Here is a 20,305-nt window from a genome sequence, read left to right on the forward strand (position 1 = left end):
GCGTGTAGCCCTGCGTAAGTGCGCATGTGGTATCCGTGACCCGTGTCGCCGAGGGATTGCCAGGACGGCCGGCGGCGCTGAGTGGCCCCCTCACTTCTGGAGACCCGCGGTCGAGTGATTCACGGCGTCGCCCGAATCGATGCGGACAGTACCTGACCTAAACGGGCCGCACTCTGAGGTTGCCGGCGCACCCGGGCCCCGGAGCAGGGGCGGGAGGTACTCCGGCGTGCCTGATGGCCTTCGGCCGTGCAGGCGTCCACACCCCTATTCGATGGAGAGGCGCGATCATCATGTCCCAGGACATCCAGCTGCTGGAGAAGGCCCTGACCCACACGACGCGGCTGCTCGGCAACGTCACCCCGGACCAGTACGAGCGGCCCACGCCGTGCGACGACTTCGACGTGCGGGCCCTGGCCAACCACCTCATGGCCGGCAACCCCTACTACGTCATCCTCGCCCAGGGCGGCGCCCCCGACTTCTCCCTGTTCGCCCAGGACCACATCGGCGAGCGGCAGCCCGGGGAGGTCTACGCCGAGGGGGCCAAGGAGGTCCTGGCCGCCTGGCAGACCGAGGGCGCGCTAGAGCGGCAGATGCCGCTGCCGGGCGGCGGGCTGGGGCCCCGCCTGGCCGACCTGCACCTGCTGGAGGCCGTCCTGCACGGCTGGGACCTCGCCACCGCCACCGGCCAGGACCGCGCCGGCGACCCAGACGCCGTTGAGGCGGTCTTGCGGACCTGGTATGGCAACTACCCCGACGAGATTCGCCCCCAGACGGGCATGTTCGGCCCGTCCAAGGCCACTGCGCAGGACGCCCCCGCGCTCGACCGGCTCGCCGCCTACTTCGGCCGCACCCTCTGACCGGGCGGCCGGGCTCGCGGGGCACGGTCGTCTGATCGGTCTCGGCCCGATCAGACGACCGTTGGCCTTCGGCCTCTGGGGAGTATCCGAACGGAAGACGCACCACCCGTCCCCGTAGTCCTCACCTGGCGGGACAGCCCCGGGCATCCCCGCATTCCGGACCTGGTCCGGCTGGCGCGCGAGGTCCTGGGGTCGCAGGGACAGGTCACCTACCGCAGCGGGCACCGATAGCCCGTACGCACCCGATGCGGGCTGCAGCCCATCAGATTGAGCGAGAGAAATCGCCCACCCGGCATCCACCACCCGCCGACCCGGTCCTCACCGGCGGACAGGACGCGTACGGTCTCGACGTACGACGAGACCGCCGCATACGAACCGTCGAAGAGCTCGGCGTACCGGGCCAGCTGCCCGACGTACCAGTCAGCCCCCTCCACCGGCTCGTGGAACGTCGCTTCGATCCTCTCGGCCGGCTTCAACAGCCAGTCCGCGCACTCCAGCGGCATCACCTGCGCGGAGCGGAACTCCGGGTACCCCGGGCGCCGATGAGCGTCACCCGGCCTCACGAGCACCTCACCATGGTTCACGCCCTACTGACGGCCACAGCCCTGCCCGTCGCCGCAGCCTCCGTTGGGATTGCCGCCCTGCCCGTCGTCGTCCTCGCCGCCGTGCTTGACCGGGTCGCTGCGGTATCGCATGGTGACCTCCTCGGTGCGGTGTCGGCGCGCGGTCGGTCCGCGCACCGTCGTACGCATGCGAGGGCCCCTTGTGGGCCCGCCCGCTCCGGCCGTGTCCTGCCAGGGAATGGCGGCCGGAGCGGGAGTCTCGGTACGGGACCGCCCAGAGCGCTTGACGACTGCGCCTCGTGCGCCCTGCGATGCCGCGCAATAAGGACGTTGAAGTCAGTCACCTTGCTGAAATCCCGCTCCGCTTCGGACCGTTCCCGTCCGCGCTCAAGGGCCAGGCACTCGGGGCACCGGCGTGTGGTGGGAGCGGTTACAGACGTGGGAGTGGCCATGCGGATGCCTCCGTTAGGGGTCTCCCATCCCGAACGCGACCTGTGCCGGCAGCGGAAGGACGGAGCTGCGCTGGGTGAGCCTCTGGGACAGCAGCCCCGTCAATCCGACGCCTTTCGACGAGGCATCCGGCCCCTGGTCGTGTCGGTCCGCGGTCGCCGAAACATGCGAAATGGCCGAGGCGCCGGGTGGGCGCGGGCTGTTGCTGGTGCGGCTCTGCGCGGATCGCTGGGGCGGGCAGCGGCTCGGTGAGCAGCGGTTCGGGCTGGCGGGCAAGCTGCTCTGGTACGAGCTGGCGCCGCGACGGGAGGCGTACGGGGCCGCCGCCTGAGCTTGTGGGTGGCGGGCTGCGCTGACCGTAGCCGCTGCCTGCCGAACGGGACGCGCCCCGTCAGGCCGTACGCCCATCGACGCCCCATCGCCCAGGCCGTACGCATACCGGCTGTTTGTCAGCACTTCTTTGGGCTCCACCGCACGGAGTTGAAGTGGCTCCGTGTGGAAAGAAGTTGATCTGGCTCCACTCGACGAGACCGATCGCGCGACGTGCCCTCTGTGGAGTGAATGCACTGCTCCGTCCGCTGTGTGGCGGCAGGGCTTGTGAGTCGATCACGGTCATGACGGAGGGCCTGGGCGCCCTTGCCGGCGGAGCCATGGGCGGACAGCTCTACGCCGTGACAGCAGACCACCAAGGACGAGGGACGCCGGTGTTCTGGCTGGTGCTGGCCGCCCAGAGTGCGGCGTTGGCCGCCGGTGCGGCTCTCGCGTCACGACGTGCGTCGATTCCCGGAACCGGCTGACCCCTTCCACGGGCCTGATCGGGCGAGCCCGGGGGCCGGCTCCCGGGCGTTACCGGCTATGGATGACCCGCCGCACGGCCCCGGTCAGGATCCACGAGGGTACGCAGATGGCGGTGGAGGATCGCGCGCGCGGCATCGGGCGCCACCTGATCGGGGTGGAGCACTCCGCCGAGGGTCAGGCCGTCCAGGAGCGCGGCCAGCCGCTGGGTCTCCAGTGCGATGTCGAGATCACCGGGGATACCACCGGACCGCTGGGCCTCGTGCAGTACGCGCGCGATCAGCTCGCGCGCCTCCTCATGCATCCGGTGTGCGCAGGGCCGGAATTCCGGGCGGGTGCGCGCAGCGGTGATGAACGCCAGCCAGAGCACCGCTTCTTCGCGACGGGGCTCGTCGAGGGGGAGGAATTCGGCGAACAGTTCCTCGGTGCGGGTGCGGCGGTCGATGCTCGCGCCCGGGTCGAGGAGCTGCTCGGCATGGCTGCGGATCCGGCCGCCGATGCGCCGCCGCAGCTCCTCCATCGTAAAAATCATCAACTCGGTCTGGCTGGCGAAGTAGTGCCGCACGGAACCGAGGGCCAGCCCGGCCTCCTGGGCGACGTTCCGCAGTGAGGCGCTTTCCAGACCCTCCCTGCCCACGATGCGGAGAACGGCCTGCGCGACATCCTGGCGCCGGGTTTCGGCTACGACGACTCTTGGCATGCTGGCTTTTATAGCACAGGCGCGCTAAATTAACTTCACGCCCTGCGGGGGCACGGACAGGCCGGGAACAAAGGGGTGCAGTGGTGGACACATGGTTGCTCATAACGATCATCGCGGTCGGGGCGGTCGCTGTGGTGATCAAGCGACTGATGGGTGAACCCCTCAACGCCCGGGATCTGTTCGCACCACCGCTGGTGCTCACCGGCCTCGGGATCTGGGCTCTGACCGAGGTGAAGGGACTGACCGGTACGGACCTTGGCTGGGTCATCGTCGGTTCGGTGCTCGGTATCGGGCTCGGCGCCGTGCGTGGCGCCACCATCCAGGTCTACCCCAAGGACGGGATCCTCTCTCAGCGCTACACCGGTAAGACGTTCCTCGTCATCATCGGGTCCCTTGCGGCGATGGCCGCCTTCGGCTTCCTCGCGGTGCACCTGGGCATGCAGGCGGAGGCACGGCCCATCAACCTCTCCATCGGCGTCGGATTCCTGGGCGAGGCGCTGGTCGTCGGCGCCCGGGGACTGTCCACGGGAGTCCCCTTCGCGCCCGAGAAGCCGCGCTTCGAGAGGCCGCGCATCTGACGGCCACTCACCTCGACAGCATCACGATGGGCCCGGAGACAGTGACTGTCTCCGGGCCCATCGTCATGGCGGTGTAAGGCGACCGGGGATCGCGCGCGTTACGCGTAGAGCTCCGGGCATCGGCCGCGCAGATCAGCCCGTCCACCGACCGACACCCACCACTCAGCCCCTACGTCTCCCCGCACCCGTCACCCCCGGACTACCCCAACCCCTCCGCCAGCACCTCCGCCAGATGCCGCCCCCGCCGCTCCCCCAGCTGCTCGAGCTGGGTGCGGCAGGAGAACCCATCGGCAAGGATCGCCACATCCGGGTCCGACTCCCTCACGGCGGGCAGGAGTTGGTCCTCGGCGCAGGCGACGGAGACGTCGTAGTGGCCGCGTTCGAAGCCGAAGTTGCCGGCCAGGCCGCAGCAGCCGCCGCTCAACTGGCCGGTGAGGCCCGCTCGTTCGCGGAGTTGGCGGTCGGGGGCGTCGCCGAGGACGGCGTGCTGGTGGCAGTGGGTCTGGCCGGCGACGCGGCGGTCGATGCGGGGCGGCTGCCAGTCGGGGGCCAGGGTCACCAGGGCCTCGGCGAAGGTCATGACGGAGGAGGCCAGGGCGGCGGCGCGTGGGTCGCCGGAGAGGAGTTCCGGCAGGTCTGTGCGGAGGGCGGCGGCGCAGCTGGGTTCGAGGACGATGAGGGGGTGACCGGTCCGCACCAGGGGGGTCAGGACCTCAACGGTACGGCGCATGACGGCGCGGGCCTGGTCGAGCTGGCCGGTGGAGACGTAGGTCAGGCCGCAGCAGAGGGGACGGTGGCGGCGGGGCAGCCGTCCGGCAGGGCGCAGGGGGGCGGTCGGGGGGAGGAGGGGGCGGAGGCCGGCTGCCTCCAGGACGCGCACCGCCGCTCGGCCGACCTCTGGGGAGAGGTAGTTGGTGAAGGTGTCGGGCCAGAGGATCACGGTGCGGCCGGTCGCCGGGGTCCGGCGGCGCCACCACCAGCGGGTGAAGGGTTCGGTGGCCAGGTGCGGGATGGTGCGCTCGGGGGCGATGCCACCGAGGCGTTTGGCGACGGCGGCCAGCGGCGTACGGGCGAGGGCGTTGAGGACGGGGGCGGCCGGGGCCGCGGCGTGCAGCCACTGGGGCAGGCGGCCCATGGAGTAGTGGGCGGCGGGGCGGATCCGGCCCTCGTAGTGGTGGTGCAGGAATTCCGCCTTGTACGTGGCCATGTCGACGCCGACCGGGCAGTCGCTGCGGCAGCCCTTGCAGGACAGGCAGAGGTCGAGGGCATCGTGGACCTCGGGCGAGCGCCAGCCGTCGGTGATCACCTCGCCGGCGAGCATTTCGTGCAGGAGGCGGGCGCGGCCGCGGGTGGAGTGCTGTTCCTCGCCGGTGGCGCGGAAGGAGGGGCACATGACGTCCGTGGAGGTGGGCCCCAGGGTGGCCGTACGGCATTTGGCCACGCCCACGCAGCGGCGTACGGCGGCGGAGAAGTCGCCGTCGTCGTCCGGATAGCCGAATTCCACCGGGACGGGGCGCCTGGGCAGGACGTCGAAGCGGAGGTTCTCGTCGAGGCGGGCGGGGCGTACGAGCATGCCGGGATTGAGGCCGCCCGCCGGGTCCCATACGTCCTTGAAACGCCCGAAGAGGTCCACCAGTTCCCGGCCGTACATCTTCGGCAGGAGTTCGGCGCGGGCCTGGCCGTCGCCGTGTTCGCCGGAGAGGGAGCCGCCGTGGGAGACCACCAGCTCGCCCAGGTCGTAGGAGAATTCGCGGAAGCGGCGGATTCCGGGCGCGGTGAGAAGGTCGAAGTCGATACGGATGTGGATGCAGCCGTCACCGAAGTGGCCGTAGGGGGTGCCGCGCAGGCCGTATTGGGCGAGGAGGGCGCGGAAGTCCCTCAGGTACGGCCCCAGTTGGGCGGGCGGCACGGCGCAGTCCTCCCATCCGGGCCAGGCCTCGCCCCCGTCCGGCGTACGGGTCGCCGTACCGGAGGCGTCCTCGCGGATCCGCCACAGGGCGCGTTGACCGGCCGGGTCGGTGACGACGGTGTGGTCGGTGGTGGCGCCGGCCGCCGCCCGGCACAGCGCCTCGGCGCGGGCGGCGGCATCCCCGGGGCTCTCGCCGCCCGTCTCCACGAAGAGCCAGGCACCGCCCTTGGGGAGCCCGGCCGCGCCGCCGACCAGGTCGGCGGCCATGCCCTCGACGGTGAGCGGCTGATGCGGGAGGAGGGTGTGGGCCGCCTCGGCCGCCGCGCTCTCGTCGGGGTAGCCGAGGACGGCGAGCGCCCGCGCCGCCGGGGTCTCCACCAGACGCACGACCGCCTCGGTCAGCACGCCGAGGGTGCCCTCGCTGCCGGTGAGGGCGCGGGCGAGGTCGGTGCCCGCCTCCGGCAGCAGGGCGTCCAGGGCGTAGCCGGAGATACGGCGGGGGAGGTCGGTGGGGTAGCCGGTGCGCAGCAGCGCCAACTCCTGGTCGATCAGGGCCTTGACGCCGTCGCGGAGGCGGGGCGGGAGGCCGGTCGGCGCGCCCGTGGCGTCCGTGCCGCGGCCTGCCCGTACCCGCTCGCCGCCGTACGTCAGCAGCTCCAGCTCGTGCACGCTGTCGGCGGTGGTGCCCCAGGCCACCGAGTGGGAGCCGCAGGAGTTGTTGCCGATCATGCCGCCGAGGGTGCAGCGGCTGTGGGTGGAGGGGTCGGGGCCGAAGGTCAGGCCGTGGGGGGCCGCGGCGGCCCGTAGGTCGTCCAGGATGACGCCGGGTTGGACGACGGCGGTGCGGGCTTCGGGGTCGAGGGACACGATGCGGCGCATATGGCGGGTGAAGTCGAGGACGACGCCGACGCCGGTCGCCTGTCCGGCGATGCTGGTGCCGGCGCCGCGCGGCACCACCGGGACGCCGTGCTCCCGGCACACCCGCAGCGCCGCCGCGACATCCTCGGCGTCCCGGGGCGCGACCACCGCCCGGGGCACCCGGCGGTAGTTGGACGCGTCCATCGTCATCAGCGCCCGGTCGGCCGCGGCGAACGAGACCTCCCCTCGTACCGCGGCCGACAGCTCCTTCTCCAGATCCCGCTTCTCCGTCTCCGTGCGATCAGCCATGTCCCCAGCCTGCCCACTGAGGCGGGGTCATGCGACGGTCGGCTCGGGGAGCGGCGTGGCGGCGCCGGACGGATGGAAGCGGAAGACGTTCTCCGGGTCGTGGACGGCCTTGAGCCCGGCCAGCCGCCGGTGCTCCTCGGCGTCGTGCATGCTGCCCGCCACCTCCGCCGCATCCGGCCGCGCCCCGTGGCCGCCGAAAAGGAAGTTCACGCTCCGGCCGAGCCGCCAGGGCTCGACGGCCGCGAACGCCTCGGCGTGCAGGGCCTGTACGAGGGGGGTACCTCCCGCTCGAGCGGAGCCGAGAGTGGGGGAGGGATCCGTACCGTCCAGCGGCGACAGCAGCCGCAGCGCATACCGGGCGTCCCGGTGGCCGACGGCGCCCGCTCCGCTGGTCATCGCGCCCCCGAGGTGGTTGAGCTGCACCACGGTCATCGTCGGCGCCGCCGGCCCGGTCAGCGCGGCGACCCGGCGCAGCGCGGCCGCGTCCAGCCCGCTGAGCAGCGCGTTGTCGCCGTTGTAGGCGTGCGGATCGCTCGGGTCCTGGTGGATGGTGTGGGACTCGGCGTACGGCATCTCGCGCAGGTCGTCGCGGAACCGCGGGCCGACCGCGCGCAGCGGGGCCACCAGCCGCTCGCCCTCCTCCGCGCTCCCGGTGTACGCGATCCGGATCTGGGCGAGATAGCGGCCGCGCAGCGCCTCGGGCAGCTGGGGGATGTCGGGGTAGGCGATCAGGCCGACCGACGAGGTCAGTTCGTCCGGGACGGTCTCGGTCCAGCGGAGATAGGCGGCCAGCGCGTCGTCGATCCGCTCGCCGTCGAACACCAGCTGACCGCCGTACAGCCGCGCCACCGGCACCAGGGCGAACTCCATGGCGGTCACGATGCCCAGGCCGTGGCCGCCGCCGAGCAGCGCCCGGAAGAGCTCGGGGTCGCTGTCGGCGGTGAGGTGGCGCTGCTCGGCGTCGGCGGTGACGAGGTCGACGGCGCGGACCTGGTCGGCGGCGAAGCCGTAGGTGCGGGCCATGATGCCGACGCCGCCGCCGAGGGTGTACGAGATGACGCCGACGCCCGGGGAGGAGCCGTTGAGCGGGGCGAGGCCGTGCGGGGCCGCCGCCTCGATGACCTGGCCCCAGACGACACCGGCCGCGACCCGTGCGGTGCGGGCCGCCGGGTCCACCCGTACGCCGGACATCCGCCGGGTGGTGATCAGCAGCCCGCCGTCGGTGGCCGCGGAGAGCCCATGGCCGGTGGCCTGGACGGCGACCGGGAGACCGTGGGTGCGGGCGAAGGCGACGGCGGCGGCCACGTCGTCGGCGTGGGCGGCTCCGACGATGACGGCCGGGCGGTGGCGGTAGGCGGTCTGGAAACCGGACCGCTCGGCGTCGTAGCCGGCGTCGGCGGGGAGGAGGACGGGGCCCCGCACCTGCCGTACGAGGGCCGCGAAGGCGGCGGGGTCGAGGGCCGACGCGGGGTGCGGCTGTGGGGCGGTGGGCTGCGCGAGGTCGTTGCTCTTCATGCCCCGCACACTGCGGCAATAACTTGACACCCGCCGTCATATATAAAAACGGGTGTGAAGTCCGACCGGCTCCTGTCCATCCTCCTGTTGCTCCAGACCCGCGGGCGGGTCCCGGCCTCCGAGCTCGCCGAGCGGCTGGAGGTCTCCACCCGGACCGTCTACCGCGACATCGAGTCGCTGTCGGCGGCGGGGGTGCCGGTCTACGCCGAGCGCGGGCGGCACGGCGGCATCGCGCTGCTGCCCGGATTCCGTACGGATGTAACGGGGATGACGACCGACGAGGCCCGCGCCCTGTTCATCCTGGCCGCGCAGGGCGCCCACACCGCCCTCGGCCTGGACGACGCGCTCGGTTCCGCACTGCGCAAGGTGATGGCGGCGCTGCCCGCACCGCACCGCCCGGCCGCCGAGCTGGCGGGCCGCCGGATCCTCGTCGACCCGGACAAGTGGCTGTCCGGCCCCCGCCCCACCGTGGACCTGGATCAGCTGAACACCGCCGTCTTCACCGACCTCCGGCTGCGCATCCGTTACCGCCACAGCGGCGAGACCTGCCTGCGGACCTACACCGTCGACCCTTACGGCCTGGTGGCGAAGGCAGGCACCTGGTACCTGGTCGCCGACCGGCGCGGCAGGCCGCAGCTCTTCCGGGCCGACCGGGTGATGTCGGCGACCCTCACCGACGCCCCGGTGCGGCGCCGGGCGGGCGTGGAGCTGGCGGAGGTGTGGCAGCAGCTGCGGCGCGGGGTGGAGGAGCGGCCACGTGTGACTGTGGCCCGAAGGGCCTCCACTCGGGGCGGTGGCGGGAGACGGGCGGGCGTACGGGTGACCGCCCGGATCCGCCGCGACCGGCTGGATCTGGCCGTACGCATCCTGGGGCCGGCGCTGACCGGCCCGCCGCGAGTGGAGGAGGGGGACGACGGCTGGGCCGTCATCGAGCTGGCGTACCCGGTGGTCGAGGCCGTGCGCCAACTGCTCCAGTTCAGCGACACGCTGGAGGTGCTGGATCCGCCGGAGGCCCGGCAGGTGATGGCGCGGGCGGCGGCGGGCATCGGCGATATCTACGGCGGGGACACGGCGCGCCAGTAGGGCAAGAGTCCAAGGGACCGGCCGCCCGCTCTCCGTCTCACCACACGACTCGCCGTCATCTCATCCGGTGGACGCGCCGCAGGACGCCGCACCGTGACGGATTAGGCTGCGTCCGTGGCTGATATCCAGATTCCCGCTGACATCAAGCCCGCCGACGGACGCTTCGGCGCGGGCCCCTCCAAGGTGCGTACGGAGGCGCTCGGCGCCCTGGCCGCCACCGGTTCCTCTCTTCTCGGTACGTCCCACCGCCAGGCCCCGGTCAAGAACCTGGTCGGCAAGGTGCGCGACGGCGTACGCGACCTCTTCCAGCTCCCCGAGGGCTACGAGGTCGTCCTCGGCAACGGCGGTTCCACCGCGTTCTGGGACATCGCGACGCACGGCCTGATCGAGAACAAGTCCCAGCACCTCTCCTTCGGCGAGTTCTCCTCCAAGTTCGCCAAGGCCGCCAAGCTGGCGCCGTGGCTGGCGGAGCCCACCGTCATCGCGTCCGAGCCCGGTACGCACCCGGAGCCCGCGGCCGAGGCGGGCGTGGACGTCTACGCGTTCACCCACAACGAGACCTCGACCGGTGTCGCCGCCCCCATCCAGCGCGTCGCGGGCGCCGACTCCGGCTCCCTCGTCCTGGTCGACGCCACCTCCGGCGCCGGCGGCCTGCCCGTGGACATCGCCGAGACCGATGTCTACTACTTCGCCCCGCAGAAGTCCTTCGCCTCCGACGGCGGCCTGTGGCTGGCGGCGTTCTCCCCGGCCGCCCTGGAGCGCGCCCGCGCGATCCACGCGTCCGGCCGCCACATCCCGGAGTTCTTCTCGCTCCCCACGGCGATCGACAACTCCCTCAAGAACCAGACGTACAACACCCCCTCCCTGTCCACCCTCTTCCTGCTCAATGAGCAGCTGGAGTGGCTCAACGGCCAGGGCGGCCTGGACTGGGCGGTCCGCCGCACCGCGACCTCCGCGCGCACCCTCTACGGCTGGGCCGAGGACGCCAAGTACGCCACCCCGTTCGTCACCGACCCCGCCAAGCGCTCGGCGGTCATCGGCACGATCGACTTCAACGACGACATCGACGCGTCCGCCATCGCCAAGGCCCTGCGCGCCAACGGCATCGTCGACACCGAGCCGTACCGCAAGCTCGGCCGCAACCAGCTGCGCGTCGCGATGTTCCCGGCCATCGACCCGGCGGACGTCGAGGCACTGACGGCCTGCATCGACTACGTCATCGAGAAGCTGTAACGGTCACGCCTTCCGCGTATTCCTGGGCCCCGGCGGGCAACACCGCCGGGGCCTACGCCTTTTCCCCGGCGATTCGGCGCTCCCCCGATCCACACCCCCCCCACTCCCCCTTCACACCCCTCACTCCCCCATCCACACCTCCTCCAGATCGCCTTCGGTCTGCTCCGTGCGGCGGACGCGGAAGACGGAAACCTGACGGCCATCGGCGTCATCGCTGGAGAACCCCCCGAGGGCGAGACTTCCGAGCTGCCGCCAAAGGCGTTCCCTGGGCTCCGCGTCGAGGTCGAAGCCCGCGTCCACCGCCACCGCGCGGTCGACGCCCAGGACACGCAGCATCTCCGCCGGGTCGCCGTGGACCCGCCACGCATCGGGGTCGCTGGAGTCCCACCGCACGGCACTGACCCGCCCGCCGCCGGGCAGTTGCACCGTGTCCTCCTCGTGGCCGACCCCGAGTTCAAGGCAGATCGACGCGACGATCCGAGCCTCTGGGTGCCGTTTGCGCTGCCGCGCGATCTCCTCGTCCATCGCGAGTACGGTGAAGCTGCTGCCCAGCGCCGGATCGACGATCCGCACGAGACGGCCCCAGCACCCGACCGCGACGAGATCGAGGTCGGCCCGTGTCTCCGGCTCCGGCAGGTCCTCCCAGCTGCGGTCCGGCAGCCGCGCCACGATCTCCTCGACCGTTCCCAGCGCCTCGACGACCTGCCGGGCACGCACCGGGTCGTGCAGCGCAAGGACCGGACCGCCGGCCTCACCCGGAGCGGGGAACGGCGGGAAGAGCAAGGTCAGCTCGACCGTGCCCCAGGCTTGCAGCTCCTCATCAGGGTCGGTCCCGGTCGGGGCGTCATGGTCGTGTGCGCTCGTCATGCATGGCACGTTAACTCCTGGCACCGACAACACAGTTGGGATGTCCGGCTCAGCCGGCCCCTCACCGGCTCAGCCGCTGGAACCTCCGCACCGCCAGCGGCAGAAACACCGCCGTGAGGACCACCGGCCACACCACCGCCATCAGCACCGCATGCGACTCCACCCAGCTCCCGCCCGAGGCGACCGGGTTACCGAACAGTGCGCGGATGGCGTTGGCGGTGGACGAGACCGGGTTCCACCGGGCAACGGCGCCCAGCCAGTCCGGCATCTTCGACGGTGGGGTGAAGACGCTGGAGATCATGGCGAAGGGGTAGGCGAGGGCGTAGAGGCCGCCCGCCATCTCCTGGTTGGGGACCAGGAGGCCGAGGAAGACGCCGATCCAGGTGAGGGCGAAGCGCAGCAGGAGGAGCAGGCCGAAGGCGGCGAGGGTGGCGGCGGGGCTGCCGCCGGAGCGCCAGCCGACGACCACGGCGATGGCGGCCAGGACCGCCAGGTCGAGGGCGGCGTTGAGGACGTCGGCGACGCCACGCCCGCTCACCACGGCCGACGGCGCCATCGGCATGGACCGGAACCGGTCGGTCACCCCGCGGCCCCGGTCGATGACGACGACCATGGCGGTGTTCATAAAGCCGAAGGAGATCGTCATCGCGAAGATCCCGGGCATTGCGTACGTCGTGTAGTCGACGCCGTCGCCGACGACCATCGCGCTGCCCAGGACGTACACGAAGAGAAGGACGGAGACGATCGGGAAGCCCAGCTGCCAGGCGATGTTGACGGGTTGTTTGAGGAGGTGGGTGAGGTCGCGGCGGACGACGGTCCAGCAGTCGGCGAACGCCCAGTAGAGGCGGCGGCCGAACGGCCCGGCGCCGTCCGGGGCCGGGGCGTGCGGCCCTCCCTCTCCGTGCGGGATGTGCAGCACCGTTCCGGCGCTCATCGGGCCGCCACCTCCTCCTTTGTCTTCGCGTTCCCGGGCGTACGGTGTCCGGTCAGCCGGAGGAAGACCTCGTCCAGCGTGGGGCGGCGCAGGGCGATGTCCTCGACGGCGAGACCCTCGTCCTGCACCGTGCGGGCGACCTCGGTCAGCGCCGCGACGCCGTTGGCCACCGGCACCGCGACCCGCAGCTCCGCCACGTCCGTCGTCGGCCGGGCGCCCGGCGCGGCGACCCGCGCCAGGACGCGTTCGGCCCGCGGCAGGTCGGCGGCCGTGCGCAGCACCAGCTGGACGCCGGCCCCGCCGGCCTGCCGCTTGAGCTCGGCGGGGGTGTCGTCGGCGATCGTCCGGCCCTGGTCGATGACGGCGATCCGGTCGGCCAGCCGGTCGGCCTCGTCGAGGTATTGGGTGGTCAGCAGCACGGTGGTGCCGTGGGCGACGAGGGAGCGGACCGCCTCCCAGACCTCGTTGCGGCTGCGCGGATCGAGGCCGGTGGTGGGTTCGTCGAGGAAGAGGACGTCGGGGGCGAGGATCAGGCTGGCGGCGAGGTCGAGCCGGCGCCGCATACCGCCGCTGTAGGCCTTGACCTGCGCCCCCGCGGCCTCGGTCAGCGCGAACTGCTCCAGGAGTTCGCTCGCGCGGGCGCGTGCCCGGTGCGCGCCGAGATGGAAGAGGCGGCCGAACATCTCCAGATTCTGACGGCCGGTCAGAATCTCGTCCACGGCGGCGTACTGGCCCGCCAGACCGATGCGCCGCCGCACCCGGAAGGGTTCGCGGGCCACGTCGCACCCGGCCACCGTCGCCCGGCCGCCGTCCGGCCGCAGCAGGGTGGCCAGGATGCGGACGGCCGTGGTCTTGCCCGCCCCGTTCGGCCCGAGCAGGCCGTGCACGGTGCCGCGGCGCACGGCGAGATCGAGCCCGTCCAGTGCCCGCTTGCGCCCGTATTGCTTGCTCACCCCCTCCGCCAAGACCGCGTCGGCCGATTCCGCCCGCGCGCGTGGCGCGCCGCCCGCCCTCGTCATCACGTCGCCTCTCATGCCTCATCGCCTCTCGGTCCAGCAAAACTGGGTACACCGTACTCGATTACGCGTACGTCGTACCCAGTTTTTGCGCGGGCCGCATAGGATGACGGCACGATGACGACAGAACACAGCGGCGGCGGCGACCTCTCGCGCAGCCTGGAGCTTCTCTGGGGTACCGGCGAGCGGCCCAGCCGCGGCCCCAAGCCGGGCCTGACCCTCGACCGGATCGTCACCGCCGCGGTGGCGGTCGCCGACGCGGAGGGGCTCGGCGCGCTCTCCATGCGCCGGGTTGCCGCCGAGCTCGGCGGGGGCACCATGTCGCTCTACCGCTATGTACCGGGCAAGGCCGAACTCCTGGACCTGATGCTCGACAAGGTCGTGGAGTTCGACGCCGAGGCGCACCCCGACCCCGCCGCCGGCTGGCGCCCCGTCCTCGACGCCGTCGCCCGCACCAACTGGCGACTGCACCACCGGCACCCCTGGCTGCTTCAGGTCGACCAGTCGCATCCGCTGCTCGGGCCCAACGCCCTGGACGTATTCGAGTACGCGCTGCGCGCCCTGGCCGGCACGGGACTGGCCGACCGCGAAAAGGTGCATGTCATGGTCGCCCTCGACGGCTTCGTCGGCGGCACCGCCCGTACCCAGCTCAACTCCGCCCACGCCGAGCAGCGCACCGGCATCAGCGCCGAGGAATTCTGGCGGGTGCAGGAGCCGATCCTGTCCCAGGCGATGCGCAGCGGGCGCTATCCGACCCTGGCCGGACTCGACGAGGACGCGTTCTCCGGCGGCGACAACCCCGTCTTCGAACTGGGGCTGTCCGCACTGCTGGACGGCTTCGCGGCGGTCATCGCCGCCCGTTCCCGTCCGAACGGACCCGCGAAGGGACACCCGAACGGACGCATCACGGCGGACGAAGGCATCACGGAGTGACGAAACGGGCCGGATGTGCCTGTATGGAGGCATGACGACTCCTCCGAGCCCCGGTCTCGCCGAGTTCGAACGTCAGGGGGCGATCCTGCTCACCACGTACAAGCGGGACGGCACCGGCGTCGGCACACCGGTCAATATCGCCGTCGACGGCGACCACGCCTATATCCGCACCTACAGCAGCGCCTGGAAGACCAAGCGGATGCGGAACTTTCCGGACGTGGAGATCTGCGCCGCCACCTGGCGCGGCCGTCCGACCGGCCCCGCGCACAGGGCGCGGGTGCGGCTGCTCGACCCGCAGACCCGCGAGTACCGGCGCGCCGAGCGTTCCCTGACCCGTAAGTACCCGCTGATCCACGGGCTGCTGATGCCGCTGGCGCACCGCCTCAAGAAGGAGAAGACGCTGCATTACGAGCTGCGGCTGACGGAGGGTGAGGGCCAGGGGCCCGGCGGGACGCCGTGACGCCGTGACGCCGCCGCCCTGATCACCTACCGCCTGCGCCGGCTACTTCCTGCGCAGCATCCGCCGCACCCCGATCACCACGACCGTGGCCAGCCCGAGCACCAGGGCCCCCTTCACGAAACCGGGCTCGGCCGCCCCGGAGGTCCCCGAACTCCCTTCCCCTGACTGCCCGTTGCTGTCCGCCCCGCTCTCCGCCGGACGGTCGCCCTTCGCCGACTCCGGCAGCTGCTTCCCGCTCAGCCCGACCGGCTTGACCTCGCTGTCGCTGCCCTCCGACCCGTACATCAGCGTCCGGCCGTCGCGGGTGAAGGTCACCGACTCCCCCTGCTGCTGGATCGGCACGCCCACGCTGCCGATGTCGTCCTTCGGCCGGCCGTTCTGCCAGCGGTAGATCCGGGCGCCGAAATAGCTGCGCATGACCAGCCGCGTACCGTCCGGCGAGAACGCCCCGTCGGTCACCCACAGATCGATCGGCGCGACCTTGCGGAAGGTGTTGGTGCCGGTGGCCGTCAGCCGCCGCGGGCCCTCGTAGAGCGCGCCGCCGCCGTCCTGCTTCTTGCTGGCGAGATAGACCCGGCCTGTCTTGGGGTGCACCATCAGCGCCTCGGCGTCGCGCGGCCCGTCCGCATACTTCACGGTGAACTGGGTGGCGGTGACGGTCGCATCGCGCAGCCGCTTGGGCTCGGGGAGGCGGTAGATCCAGACGTGGTCCCAGGTGCCGCCCAGGTTGTCGCCGATGTCGCCGACGTAGATGTTCCCGTCGGGGCCGACGGAGATGGCCTCCACGTCCCGCGGCGCGCCGATGCCGCGCAGCGTGAGCCGGGCGACCGTACGGCCGGACCTGCTGTCGACGGCGTAGAGGTAGGGGCCGTCGTCGCTGTCGTTGTGGGTCCAGTAGATGCCGGGGTGCGCGCGGCTGGCGGCCAGCCCGCTGGACTCGGTGATCCGCGAGTCGCCGATCGTGAAGCCGTCGGGCTCATCGGCAGCCGCGGCCGGCCCTACGGCCGCCGCGCAGAGGATCCCCGCGGCACCGGCCGCGCACAGAAGCGAACGCATGGGGACAGAGTGTCATCCCGGGGCGGCGCGGTGGAGGGGGTGTCCGGCGTCACGTACTCGACAGTAGGGTTTCTCGGCGATTCTCGGCCATCATGACCGGATGAGGATCATGTGCGTCGGTGATTCGATGACCATCGGCACCGCCGGCGATTTCACCTGGCGCTATCGCATGTGGCAGCACCTGAAGGCGACATACGACGGCCCGTACCGCATCGTCGGACCGCGCCGCGCGCTGCATGACACCCTCCAGGACGCGCCCACCTCGTACGCCTACGGGGACCCGGACTTCCCCGAGGAGGCGCGGGGGCATCTCGCCGGCTGGGGCGAGGGCTGGCTGCACATGGCGCCGCTGATCGGGGACGCGGTCCGGCGGCACGAGGCCGACACCCTGCTGGTTTCGCTCGGGCTGATAGACCTCGGGTTCTATACGAATGCCGAGCAGACCGCGGAGAATGTGCGGCGCTTCGTGACGGCGGCACGGGAGGCGGCGCCGCGGGTACGGGCGGTGCTGATGCCCGTCATACGCAATGTGCGGGCCGCCGACGACGCCGCGTTCGGGGCGGCGCGCGAGCGCTTCAACGAACTGCTGGGCAAGGCGGTTGCCGATCTCTCCACCCCCGGCTCGCCGTTGCTGCTGGCCTCCGAGCCGGCCGGGTGGGAGATCGAGAGCGCCACGTTCGACGGGACGCATCCCTCTGCCCTGGGCGAGCACCTGCTGGCGGCGGCCTTCGCCGATGCGATGCACCAGGGGTGGGGGGTCGGGGGACGGTACGCGTACGGGGACGGTACGCGTACGGTCCCCGGGACGGCTGATCCGGGACGGCCTTAGGACCTTTCCGGCCCTGACGCATCGGACCGGCCCCGGCCAGCCAGGCCGCGCGGCATCGCCAAGCCGTCTATAGCGATCGTGGCCTATGAGTTGGGACTGAAGCGCGAGACCGGGATCCTCGAAATTGCCGTCCTGAATCGCCTGCTCGTATTCGATATACGGCGACCCCCACGCCGGCTCGTCCCAGTCAACCTTCGCCATTGCCCCCTTGGCGGTCTCTAGCGCCTCGGCGGCCTCCTTCATGGTCCCCGAGGCCTTCTTCGCGTACGTCGCGCCGCGCTCGGTATCCTCAACGATCTTCTGGGCCTGTTCGGAGAACTTCTCGGCGGACTTGCCGTGCCAGGTCTCCCGTATCTTCTTCACGGCCTTGGCCAGTCTCCCCCGGACACCGGCCTCGTCGTATCCTTCCTCGCCCACCAGGTCGTTGTGGACGTCCAGCCAGTTCTGCGCGACGTCATAGACGTTGTCCACATCGGCCTCGTAGACCATCCAGTAGAGATCCAGCCCCGACTTCCTGTTGAACTCCGTGTCCCAGGGCCTGAGGCTCTTTCTCCGAACCCGACATTCCCATCCCCGTCCCGCTCTTTTACCTGCCCCTGTTCCCGTACCGCGCCCGTCGCTACGTCACGGAATTTTCGGCCTCGGCGTCGTCGTACGCCTCTTTGACTTGCTTGGTCTTCTGCCCGAAGTCATCGATCAGCTTCTCCAGCGGGCCGATGGCATCGTGCTGGAGATGGGCGACCATCGTGCCGTGCGCGTCGTACAACTCCTGCTGCTCGGAAAAATTCACTCCCAGCGCTCCCGGAGCCAGATAGGTGTTGTTCTCCGCCCTGTGTTTCGGACCGCCCATATCGCGCAGAATTTCGTTGAGTTCCCGCACGACCTGGTCCAAAGCGTCCAGATCGACTCGGTACTGTTCCTTGGCCATGGAAGGCCCCCCGTCCCGCTTCCCGTGGTGGTGCGACATCAGCGCCTTCCCGCGGCCCGGGCACCCCGGAATCCTCCCGAAGCACGAACCCCCTCCGCCGCGCGGCGGAGGACGCTTGATTCGAGCGCACTCGAAGGCGTTGGCTGGGCAACCATGAAGTACACACAGCTCGGACGCACCGGACTCCAGGTCAGCCGACTGGTCCTCGGCACCATGAACTTCGGCCCCCAGACGGACGAGGCCGACAGCCACACGATCATGGATGCCGCGCTCGAAGCGGGCGTCAACTTCTTCGACACCGCCAATGTCTACGGCTGGGGCGCCGAGAAGGGCCGTACGGAAGAAATCGTCGGCTCCTGGTTCGCCAAGGGCGGCCGGCGCGACAAGACCGTGCTGGCCACCAAGGTCTACGGCAACATGGGCACCGACGGCGATCCGGTCTGGCCCAACCACCACAAGCTCTCCGCGCTCAACATCCGGCGCGCGGTCGACGCCAGCCTCCAGCGGCTGGGCACCGATTACCTCGACCTCTACCAGTTCCACCACGTCGACCGGAACACGCCCTGGGACGAGATCTGGCAGGCCATGGACGTCCTCGTCCAGCAGGGCAAGATCCTCTACGTCGGGTCGTCCAACCACGCCGGCTGGGACCTCGCCCGCGCCAACGAGACGGCCGCCCGCCGCGGTTCGCTGGGCCTGGTCAGCGAGCAGTGCCTGTACAACCTGGCCGAGCGTCGCGCCGAGATGGAGGTCATCCCGGCCGCTGAGGGGTACGGCCTCGGGGTCATCCCCTGGTCGCCGCTGCACGGCGGGCTGCTCGGCGGCGCCCTCCGCAAGGAACGGGAGGGCGGCGCGTCGCGTACGCACTCCGGGCGCTCCGCCGACGCGCTGGCCAACTCCACGATCCGCGCGCAGATCCAGGCGTACGAGGACCTGGCCGACAAGCACGGCCTGCAGCCCGGCGAGGTCGCGCTGGCCTGGCTGCTCACCCGGCCCGCGGTGACCGGCCCGATCGTCGGCCCGCGCACCACCGAACAGCTCGCGTCCGCGCTGCGCGCCGTCGAGCTGACGCTGCCGGAGGAGCTGCTGGCCTCCCTCGACGAGATCTTCCCGGGGCCCGGCCCGTCGCCGGAGGCCTTCGCCTGGTGAGTCGGGTGGGCGCCACCCGGTGAGCGGTGCGCGCCCGGTGGCCGGCCCTGGTCGGCCGCCGGGCGGTGTGCCGTACGGCCGCCGGGGGCCTCAGGGCGGTCGTCAGCGCAGGGCAGCCGCCACGATCACCACGACCAGCAGCACGGCAAAAAGACCGGACATGATCCGGTTACGCGTTTTGGGATCCACCCAATGAGCGTAACCGGCCCGGATCCGGGCACCTCGGCGGCCCGTGCCCGGTCAGCGCCCCAGCGGCCAGGACACCAGCTTCTCGTAGTGCGGCTGGCTGCCCGCGACGCCCGGCACCGGCGGATGGCTGCGCATCAGCGCCAGCTCCCGGACGGTCCACGGAGTGCCCTCGAAGCCCTCCATCCCGGCGGCGAAGGGGGCCAGGCGGAGGTGCTCGGTACGGTTCCGGGCGAGCGTGAGATGCGGGTGGTACGGGCGGTAGGTGTGGTGCGCCGCCATCGTCACTCCTGCCCGCCGCCCCCCGGCATCCGCCGAGTCCGCCAGCTTCCGCATCACGGCCAGCTCGCCCACGGCCCCCGCCCACACGACCCGGTCGTCGAACCGCCCGCCGCCCGCGATCCGCAGCTCGTACGGCACCTGCCGCCGCGCGGCGCGCGCCAGCCGCTCCTGCAGATCGGGCAGCACGTCCTCGGCCACCTCCCCGTAGAACGCGAGCGTGAAGTGCCACCCGTCCTGCCCGGTCCACCGCAGCCGGTCCGCCCCCGGCAGCGCCTTCAACTGCGCCATCTCATCGGCCAGTTCGGCGATGGCGGTTCCCGACGGCAGCACGGCGGCAAAGAGTCTCATACGGTCCAGTCTCGCCCATCCGCTGCGCTTTGCCGGTGCCCCACGTTGTCGGCCGCCCCGCCGTGATTGGTTCCTCGCCGTAGCGCCTGCGGCCCCTCCGCTGCGCTTTACCCAGGCCCCACCTTGTCGGCCGCCCCGCCATGGCTGGATCCTCGCCATAGCGCCTACAGCGGGCCCCTCCGCTGCGCTTTACCCAGGCCCCACGTTGTCGACCGCCCCGCCATGGCTGGTTCCCCGCCGTAGCGCCTGCGGCCCCTCCGCTGCGCTTTACCCAGGCCCCACCTTGTCGACCGCCCCGCCATGGCTGGTTCCCCGCCATAGCGCCTGCGGCGGGCGTGGGTTTGTCGGGTGCGGGGCCGGGCCGCAGGACGGAGTCCGGAGGCCCGGTCCCGCAGCCGAACAGCCCCGCGCAAGCGGCAACAGCCCGCCGCAGGCGAAACGGCGGGAAACCCCGACACGTCGGCCCA

21 protein-coding genes are annotated in these 20,305 nt (G+C 71.5%); 10 read left to right on the top strand and 11 right to left on the bottom strand.

Annotated features, from left to right (window positions below; all coding sequences use genetic code 11):
* Positions 1-290 precede the first annotated feature (290 nt).
* Entirely contained in the window at positions 291-857 is a 567-nt protein-coding gene (locus AB0D04_RS22470; protein WP_362706036.1) for a TIGR03086 family metal-binding protein, read from the top strand.
* Between the two features lie 209 nt (positions 858-1,066).
* Here AB0D04_RS22470 and AB0D04_RS22475 read toward each other — a convergent pair whose 3' ends face one another.
* Positions 1,067-1,426, bottom strand: a complete 360-nt coding sequence (locus tag AB0D04_RS22475; protein WP_362706038.1) for a hypothetical protein — start codon at positions 1,424-1,426, stop codon at positions 1,067-1,069.
* An 18-nt stretch (positions 1,427-1,444) separates the two neighbouring features.
* A complete protein-coding gene (locus AB0D04_RS22480) occupies positions 1,445-1,609 on the bottom strand; it encodes a hypothetical protein (RefSeq protein ID WP_362706041.1) in 165 nt (54 codons plus the stop codon).
* Between the two features lie 337 nt (positions 1,610-1,946).
* Here AB0D04_RS22480 and AB0D04_RS22485 point away from each other — a divergent pair, with 337 nt between their 5' ends.
* Both AB0D04_RS22485 and AB0D04_RS22490 read left to right on the top strand, forming a co-directional pair.
* Positions 1,947-2,201: a hypothetical protein gene (locus AB0D04_RS22485; RefSeq protein ID WP_362706044.1), complete on the top strand. Its 255-nt coding sequence runs from the start codon at positions 1,947-1,949 to the stop codon at positions 2,199-2,201.
* A 283-nt stretch (positions 2,202-2,484) separates the two neighbouring features.
* On the top strand, positions 2,485-2,667 hold the full coding sequence (locus AB0D04_RS22490; RefSeq protein ID WP_362706047.1) for a hypothetical protein: 183 nt from the start codon (positions 2,485-2,487) through the stop codon (positions 2,665-2,667).
* Between the two features lie 56 nt (positions 2,668-2,723).
* Here the strand turns inward: AB0D04_RS22490 and AB0D04_RS22495 are convergent, their stop codons facing one another.
* The gene (locus AB0D04_RS22495) at positions 2,724-3,365 is read right to left on the bottom strand and encodes a TetR family transcriptional regulator C-terminal domain-containing protein (protein WP_362706050.1); all 642 of its coding nucleotides are present in this window, start codon (positions 3,363-3,365) and stop codon (positions 2,724-2,726) included.
* A gap of 83 nt (positions 3,366-3,448) precedes the next feature.
* Between AB0D04_RS22495 and AB0D04_RS22500 the strand changes: the two genes are divergently transcribed.
* Positions 3,449-3,943 (top strand): DUF1453 domain-containing protein, encoded by a 495-nt coding sequence (locus tag AB0D04_RS22500; protein ID WP_362706052.1) that lies wholly within the window; start codon positions 3,449-3,451, stop codon positions 3,941-3,943.
* A 199-nt stretch (positions 3,944-4,142) separates the two neighbouring features.
* On the opposite strand, the gene AB0D04_RS22505 is transcribed toward AB0D04_RS22500, so the two are convergent.
* Both AB0D04_RS22505 and AB0D04_RS22510 read right to left on the bottom strand, forming a co-directional pair.
* The gene (locus tag AB0D04_RS22505; RefSeq protein ID WP_362706055.1) at positions 4,143-7,019 is read right to left on the bottom strand and encodes an FAD-binding and (Fe-S)-binding domain-containing protein; all 2,877 of its coding nucleotides are present in this window, start codon (positions 7,017-7,019) and stop codon (positions 4,143-4,145) included.
* Positions 7,020-7,046: 27 nt separating this feature from the next.
* On the bottom strand, positions 7,047-8,534 hold the full coding sequence (locus AB0D04_RS22510; protein ID WP_362706057.1) for an FAD-binding protein: 1,488 nt from the start codon (positions 8,532-8,534) through the stop codon (positions 7,047-7,049).
* Positions 8,535-8,588: 54 nt separating this feature from the next.
* Between AB0D04_RS22510 and AB0D04_RS22515 the strand changes: the two genes are divergently transcribed.
* Together AB0D04_RS22515 and serC are read left to right on the top strand one after the other, a co-directional pair.
* A complete protein-coding gene (locus tag AB0D04_RS22515; protein WP_362706060.1) occupies positions 8,589-9,617 on the top strand; it encodes a WYL domain-containing protein in 1,029 nt (342 codons plus the stop codon).
* A gap of 114 nt (positions 9,618-9,731) precedes the next feature.
* Positions 9,732-10,850 (top strand): phosphoserine transaminase, encoded by a 1,119-nt coding sequence (gene serC / locus AB0D04_RS22520; RefSeq protein ID WP_362706063.1) that lies wholly within the window; start codon positions 9,732-9,734, stop codon positions 10,848-10,850.
* A 120-nt stretch (positions 10,851-10,970) separates the two neighbouring features.
* On the opposite strand, the gene AB0D04_RS22525 is transcribed toward serC, so the two are convergent.
* The 3 genes from AB0D04_RS22525 to AB0D04_RS22535 form a co-directional block, all read right to left on the bottom strand.
* The gene (locus AB0D04_RS22525) at positions 10,971-11,717 is read right to left on the bottom strand and encodes a DUF6333 family protein (protein ID WP_362706066.1); all 747 of its coding nucleotides are present in this window, start codon (positions 11,715-11,717) and stop codon (positions 10,971-10,973) included.
* A gap of 61 nt (positions 11,718-11,778) precedes the next feature.
* On the bottom strand, positions 11,779-12,651 hold the full coding sequence (locus AB0D04_RS22530) for an ABC transporter permease (protein WP_362706069.1): 873 nt from the start codon (positions 12,649-12,651) through the stop codon (positions 11,779-11,781).
* Positions 12,648-13,670, bottom strand: a complete 1,023-nt coding sequence (locus tag AB0D04_RS22535; RefSeq protein ID WP_362706137.1) for an ATP-binding cassette domain-containing protein — start codon at positions 13,668-13,670, stop codon at positions 12,648-12,650. Before AB0D04_RS22535 ends, AB0D04_RS22530 begins: the two co-directional genes overlap by 4 nt.
* A 114-nt stretch (positions 13,671-13,784) precedes the next feature.
* On the opposite strand from AB0D04_RS22535, the gene AB0D04_RS22540 reads away from it, so the two are divergent.
* Both AB0D04_RS22540 and AB0D04_RS22545 read left to right on the top strand, forming a co-directional pair.
* Positions 13,785-14,600, top strand: a complete 816-nt coding sequence (locus AB0D04_RS22540) for a TetR/AcrR family transcriptional regulator C-terminal domain-containing protein (protein WP_362706072.1) — start codon at positions 13,785-13,787, stop codon at positions 14,598-14,600.
* 31 nt (positions 14,601-14,631) lie between these two features.
* Positions 14,632-15,060, top strand: coding sequence for a PPOX class F420-dependent oxidoreductase (locus AB0D04_RS22545; RefSeq protein WP_362706075.1), 429 nt, complete (start codon positions 14,632-14,634; stop codon positions 15,058-15,060).
* 42 nt (positions 15,061-15,102) lie between these two features.
* Here AB0D04_RS22545 and AB0D04_RS22550 read toward each other — a convergent pair whose 3' ends face one another.
* Positions 15,103-16,116, bottom strand: a complete 1,014-nt coding sequence (locus tag AB0D04_RS22550) for a hypothetical protein (protein ID WP_362706078.1) — start codon at positions 16,114-16,116, stop codon at positions 15,103-15,105.
* Between the two features lie 109 nt (positions 16,117-16,225).
* Here AB0D04_RS22550 and AB0D04_RS22555 point away from each other — a divergent pair, with 109 nt between their 5' ends.
* Positions 16,226-16,945, top strand: a complete 720-nt coding sequence (locus tag AB0D04_RS22555; protein ID WP_362706140.1) for a GDSL-type esterase/lipase family protein — start codon at positions 16,226-16,228, stop codon at positions 16,943-16,945.
* Between the two features lie 619 nt (positions 16,946-17,564).
* On the opposite strand, the gene AB0D04_RS22560 is transcribed toward AB0D04_RS22555, so the two are convergent.
* Positions 17,565-17,873, bottom strand: a complete 309-nt coding sequence (locus tag AB0D04_RS22560; protein ID WP_362706081.1) for a hypothetical protein — start codon at positions 17,871-17,873, stop codon at positions 17,565-17,567.
* 153 nt (positions 17,874-18,026) lie between these two features.
* Between AB0D04_RS22560 and AB0D04_RS22565 the strand changes: the two genes are divergently transcribed.
* Positions 18,027-19,022: an aldo/keto reductase gene (locus AB0D04_RS22565; RefSeq protein ID WP_362706084.1), complete on the top strand. Its 996-nt coding sequence runs from the start codon at positions 18,027-18,029 to the stop codon at positions 19,020-19,022.
* Positions 19,023-19,262: 240 nt separating this feature from the next.
* Here the strand turns inward: AB0D04_RS22565 and thpR are convergent, their stop codons facing one another.
* On the bottom strand, positions 19,263-19,838 hold the full coding sequence (gene thpR, locus AB0D04_RS22570; RefSeq protein ID WP_362706086.1) for an RNA 2',3'-cyclic phosphodiesterase: 576 nt from the start codon (positions 19,836-19,838) through the stop codon (positions 19,263-19,265).
* Positions 19,839-20,305 lie beyond the last annotated feature (467 nt).

The organism is Streptomyces sp. NPDC048483 (assembly GCF_040651455.1).
Classification (GTDB): Bacteria; Actinomycetota; Actinomycetes; order Streptomycetales; family Streptomycetaceae; genus Streptomyces.

Bases quoted from the DNA above. Each gene is read 5' to 3' on its own strand.
- AB0D04_RS22470 (WP_362706036.1), top strand. From the start codon at position 291: ATGTCCCAGGACATCCAGCTGCTGGAGAAGGCCCTGACCCACACGACG.
- AB0D04_RS22480 (WP_362706041.1), bottom strand. From the start codon at position 1,609: ATGCGTACGACGGTGCGCGGACCGACCGCGCGCCGACACCGCACCGAG.
- AB0D04_RS22490 (WP_362706047.1), top strand. From the start codon at position 2,485: ATGACGGAGGGCCTGGGCGCCCTTGCCGGCGGAGCCATGGGCGGACAG.
- AB0D04_RS22495 (WP_362706050.1), bottom strand. From the start codon at position 3,365: ATGCCAAGAGTCGTCGTAGCCGAAACCCGGCGCCAGGATGTCGCGCAG.
- AB0D04_RS22505 (WP_362706055.1), bottom strand. From the start codon at position 7,019: ATGGCTGATCGCACGGAGACGGAGAAGCGGGATCTGGAGAAGGAGCTG.
- AB0D04_RS22510 (WP_362706057.1), bottom strand. From the start codon at position 8,534: ATGAAGAGCAACGACCTCGCGCAGCCCACCGCCCCACAGCCGCACCCC.
- AB0D04_RS22525 (WP_362706066.1), bottom strand. From the start codon at position 11,717: ATGACGAGCGCACACGACCATGACGCCCCGACCGGGACCGACCCTGAT.
- AB0D04_RS22530 (WP_362706069.1), bottom strand. From the start codon at position 12,651: ATGAGCGCCGGAACGGTGCTGCACATCCCGCACGGAGAGGGAGGGCCG.
- AB0D04_RS22535 (WP_362706137.1), bottom strand. From the start codon at position 13,670: ATGACGAGGGCGGGCGGCGCGCCACGCGCGCGGGCGGAATCGGCCGAC.
- AB0D04_RS22540 (WP_362706072.1), top strand. From the start codon at position 13,785: ATGACGACAGAACACAGCGGCGGCGGCGACCTCTCGCGCAGCCTGGAG.
- AB0D04_RS22545 (WP_362706075.1), top strand. From the start codon at position 14,632: ATGACGACTCCTCCGAGCCCCGGTCTCGCCGAGTTCGAACGTCAGGGG.
- AB0D04_RS22550 (WP_362706078.1), bottom strand. From the start codon at position 16,116: ATGCGTTCGCTTCTGTGCGCGGCCGGTGCCGCGGGGATCCTCTGCGCG.
- AB0D04_RS22555 (WP_362706140.1), top strand. From the start codon at position 16,226: ATGTGCGTCGGTGATTCGATGACCATCGGCACCGCCGGCGATTTCACC.
- AB0D04_RS22560 (WP_362706081.1), bottom strand. From the start codon at position 17,873: ATGGCCAAGGAACAGTACCGAGTCGATCTGGACGCTTTGGACCAGGTC.
- AB0D04_RS22565 (WP_362706084.1), top strand. From the start codon at position 18,027: ATGAAGTACACACAGCTCGGACGCACCGGACTCCAGGTCAGCCGACTG.
- thpR (WP_362706086.1), bottom strand. From the start codon at position 19,838: ATGAGACTCTTTGCCGCCGTGCTGCCGTCGGGAACCGCCATCGCCGAA.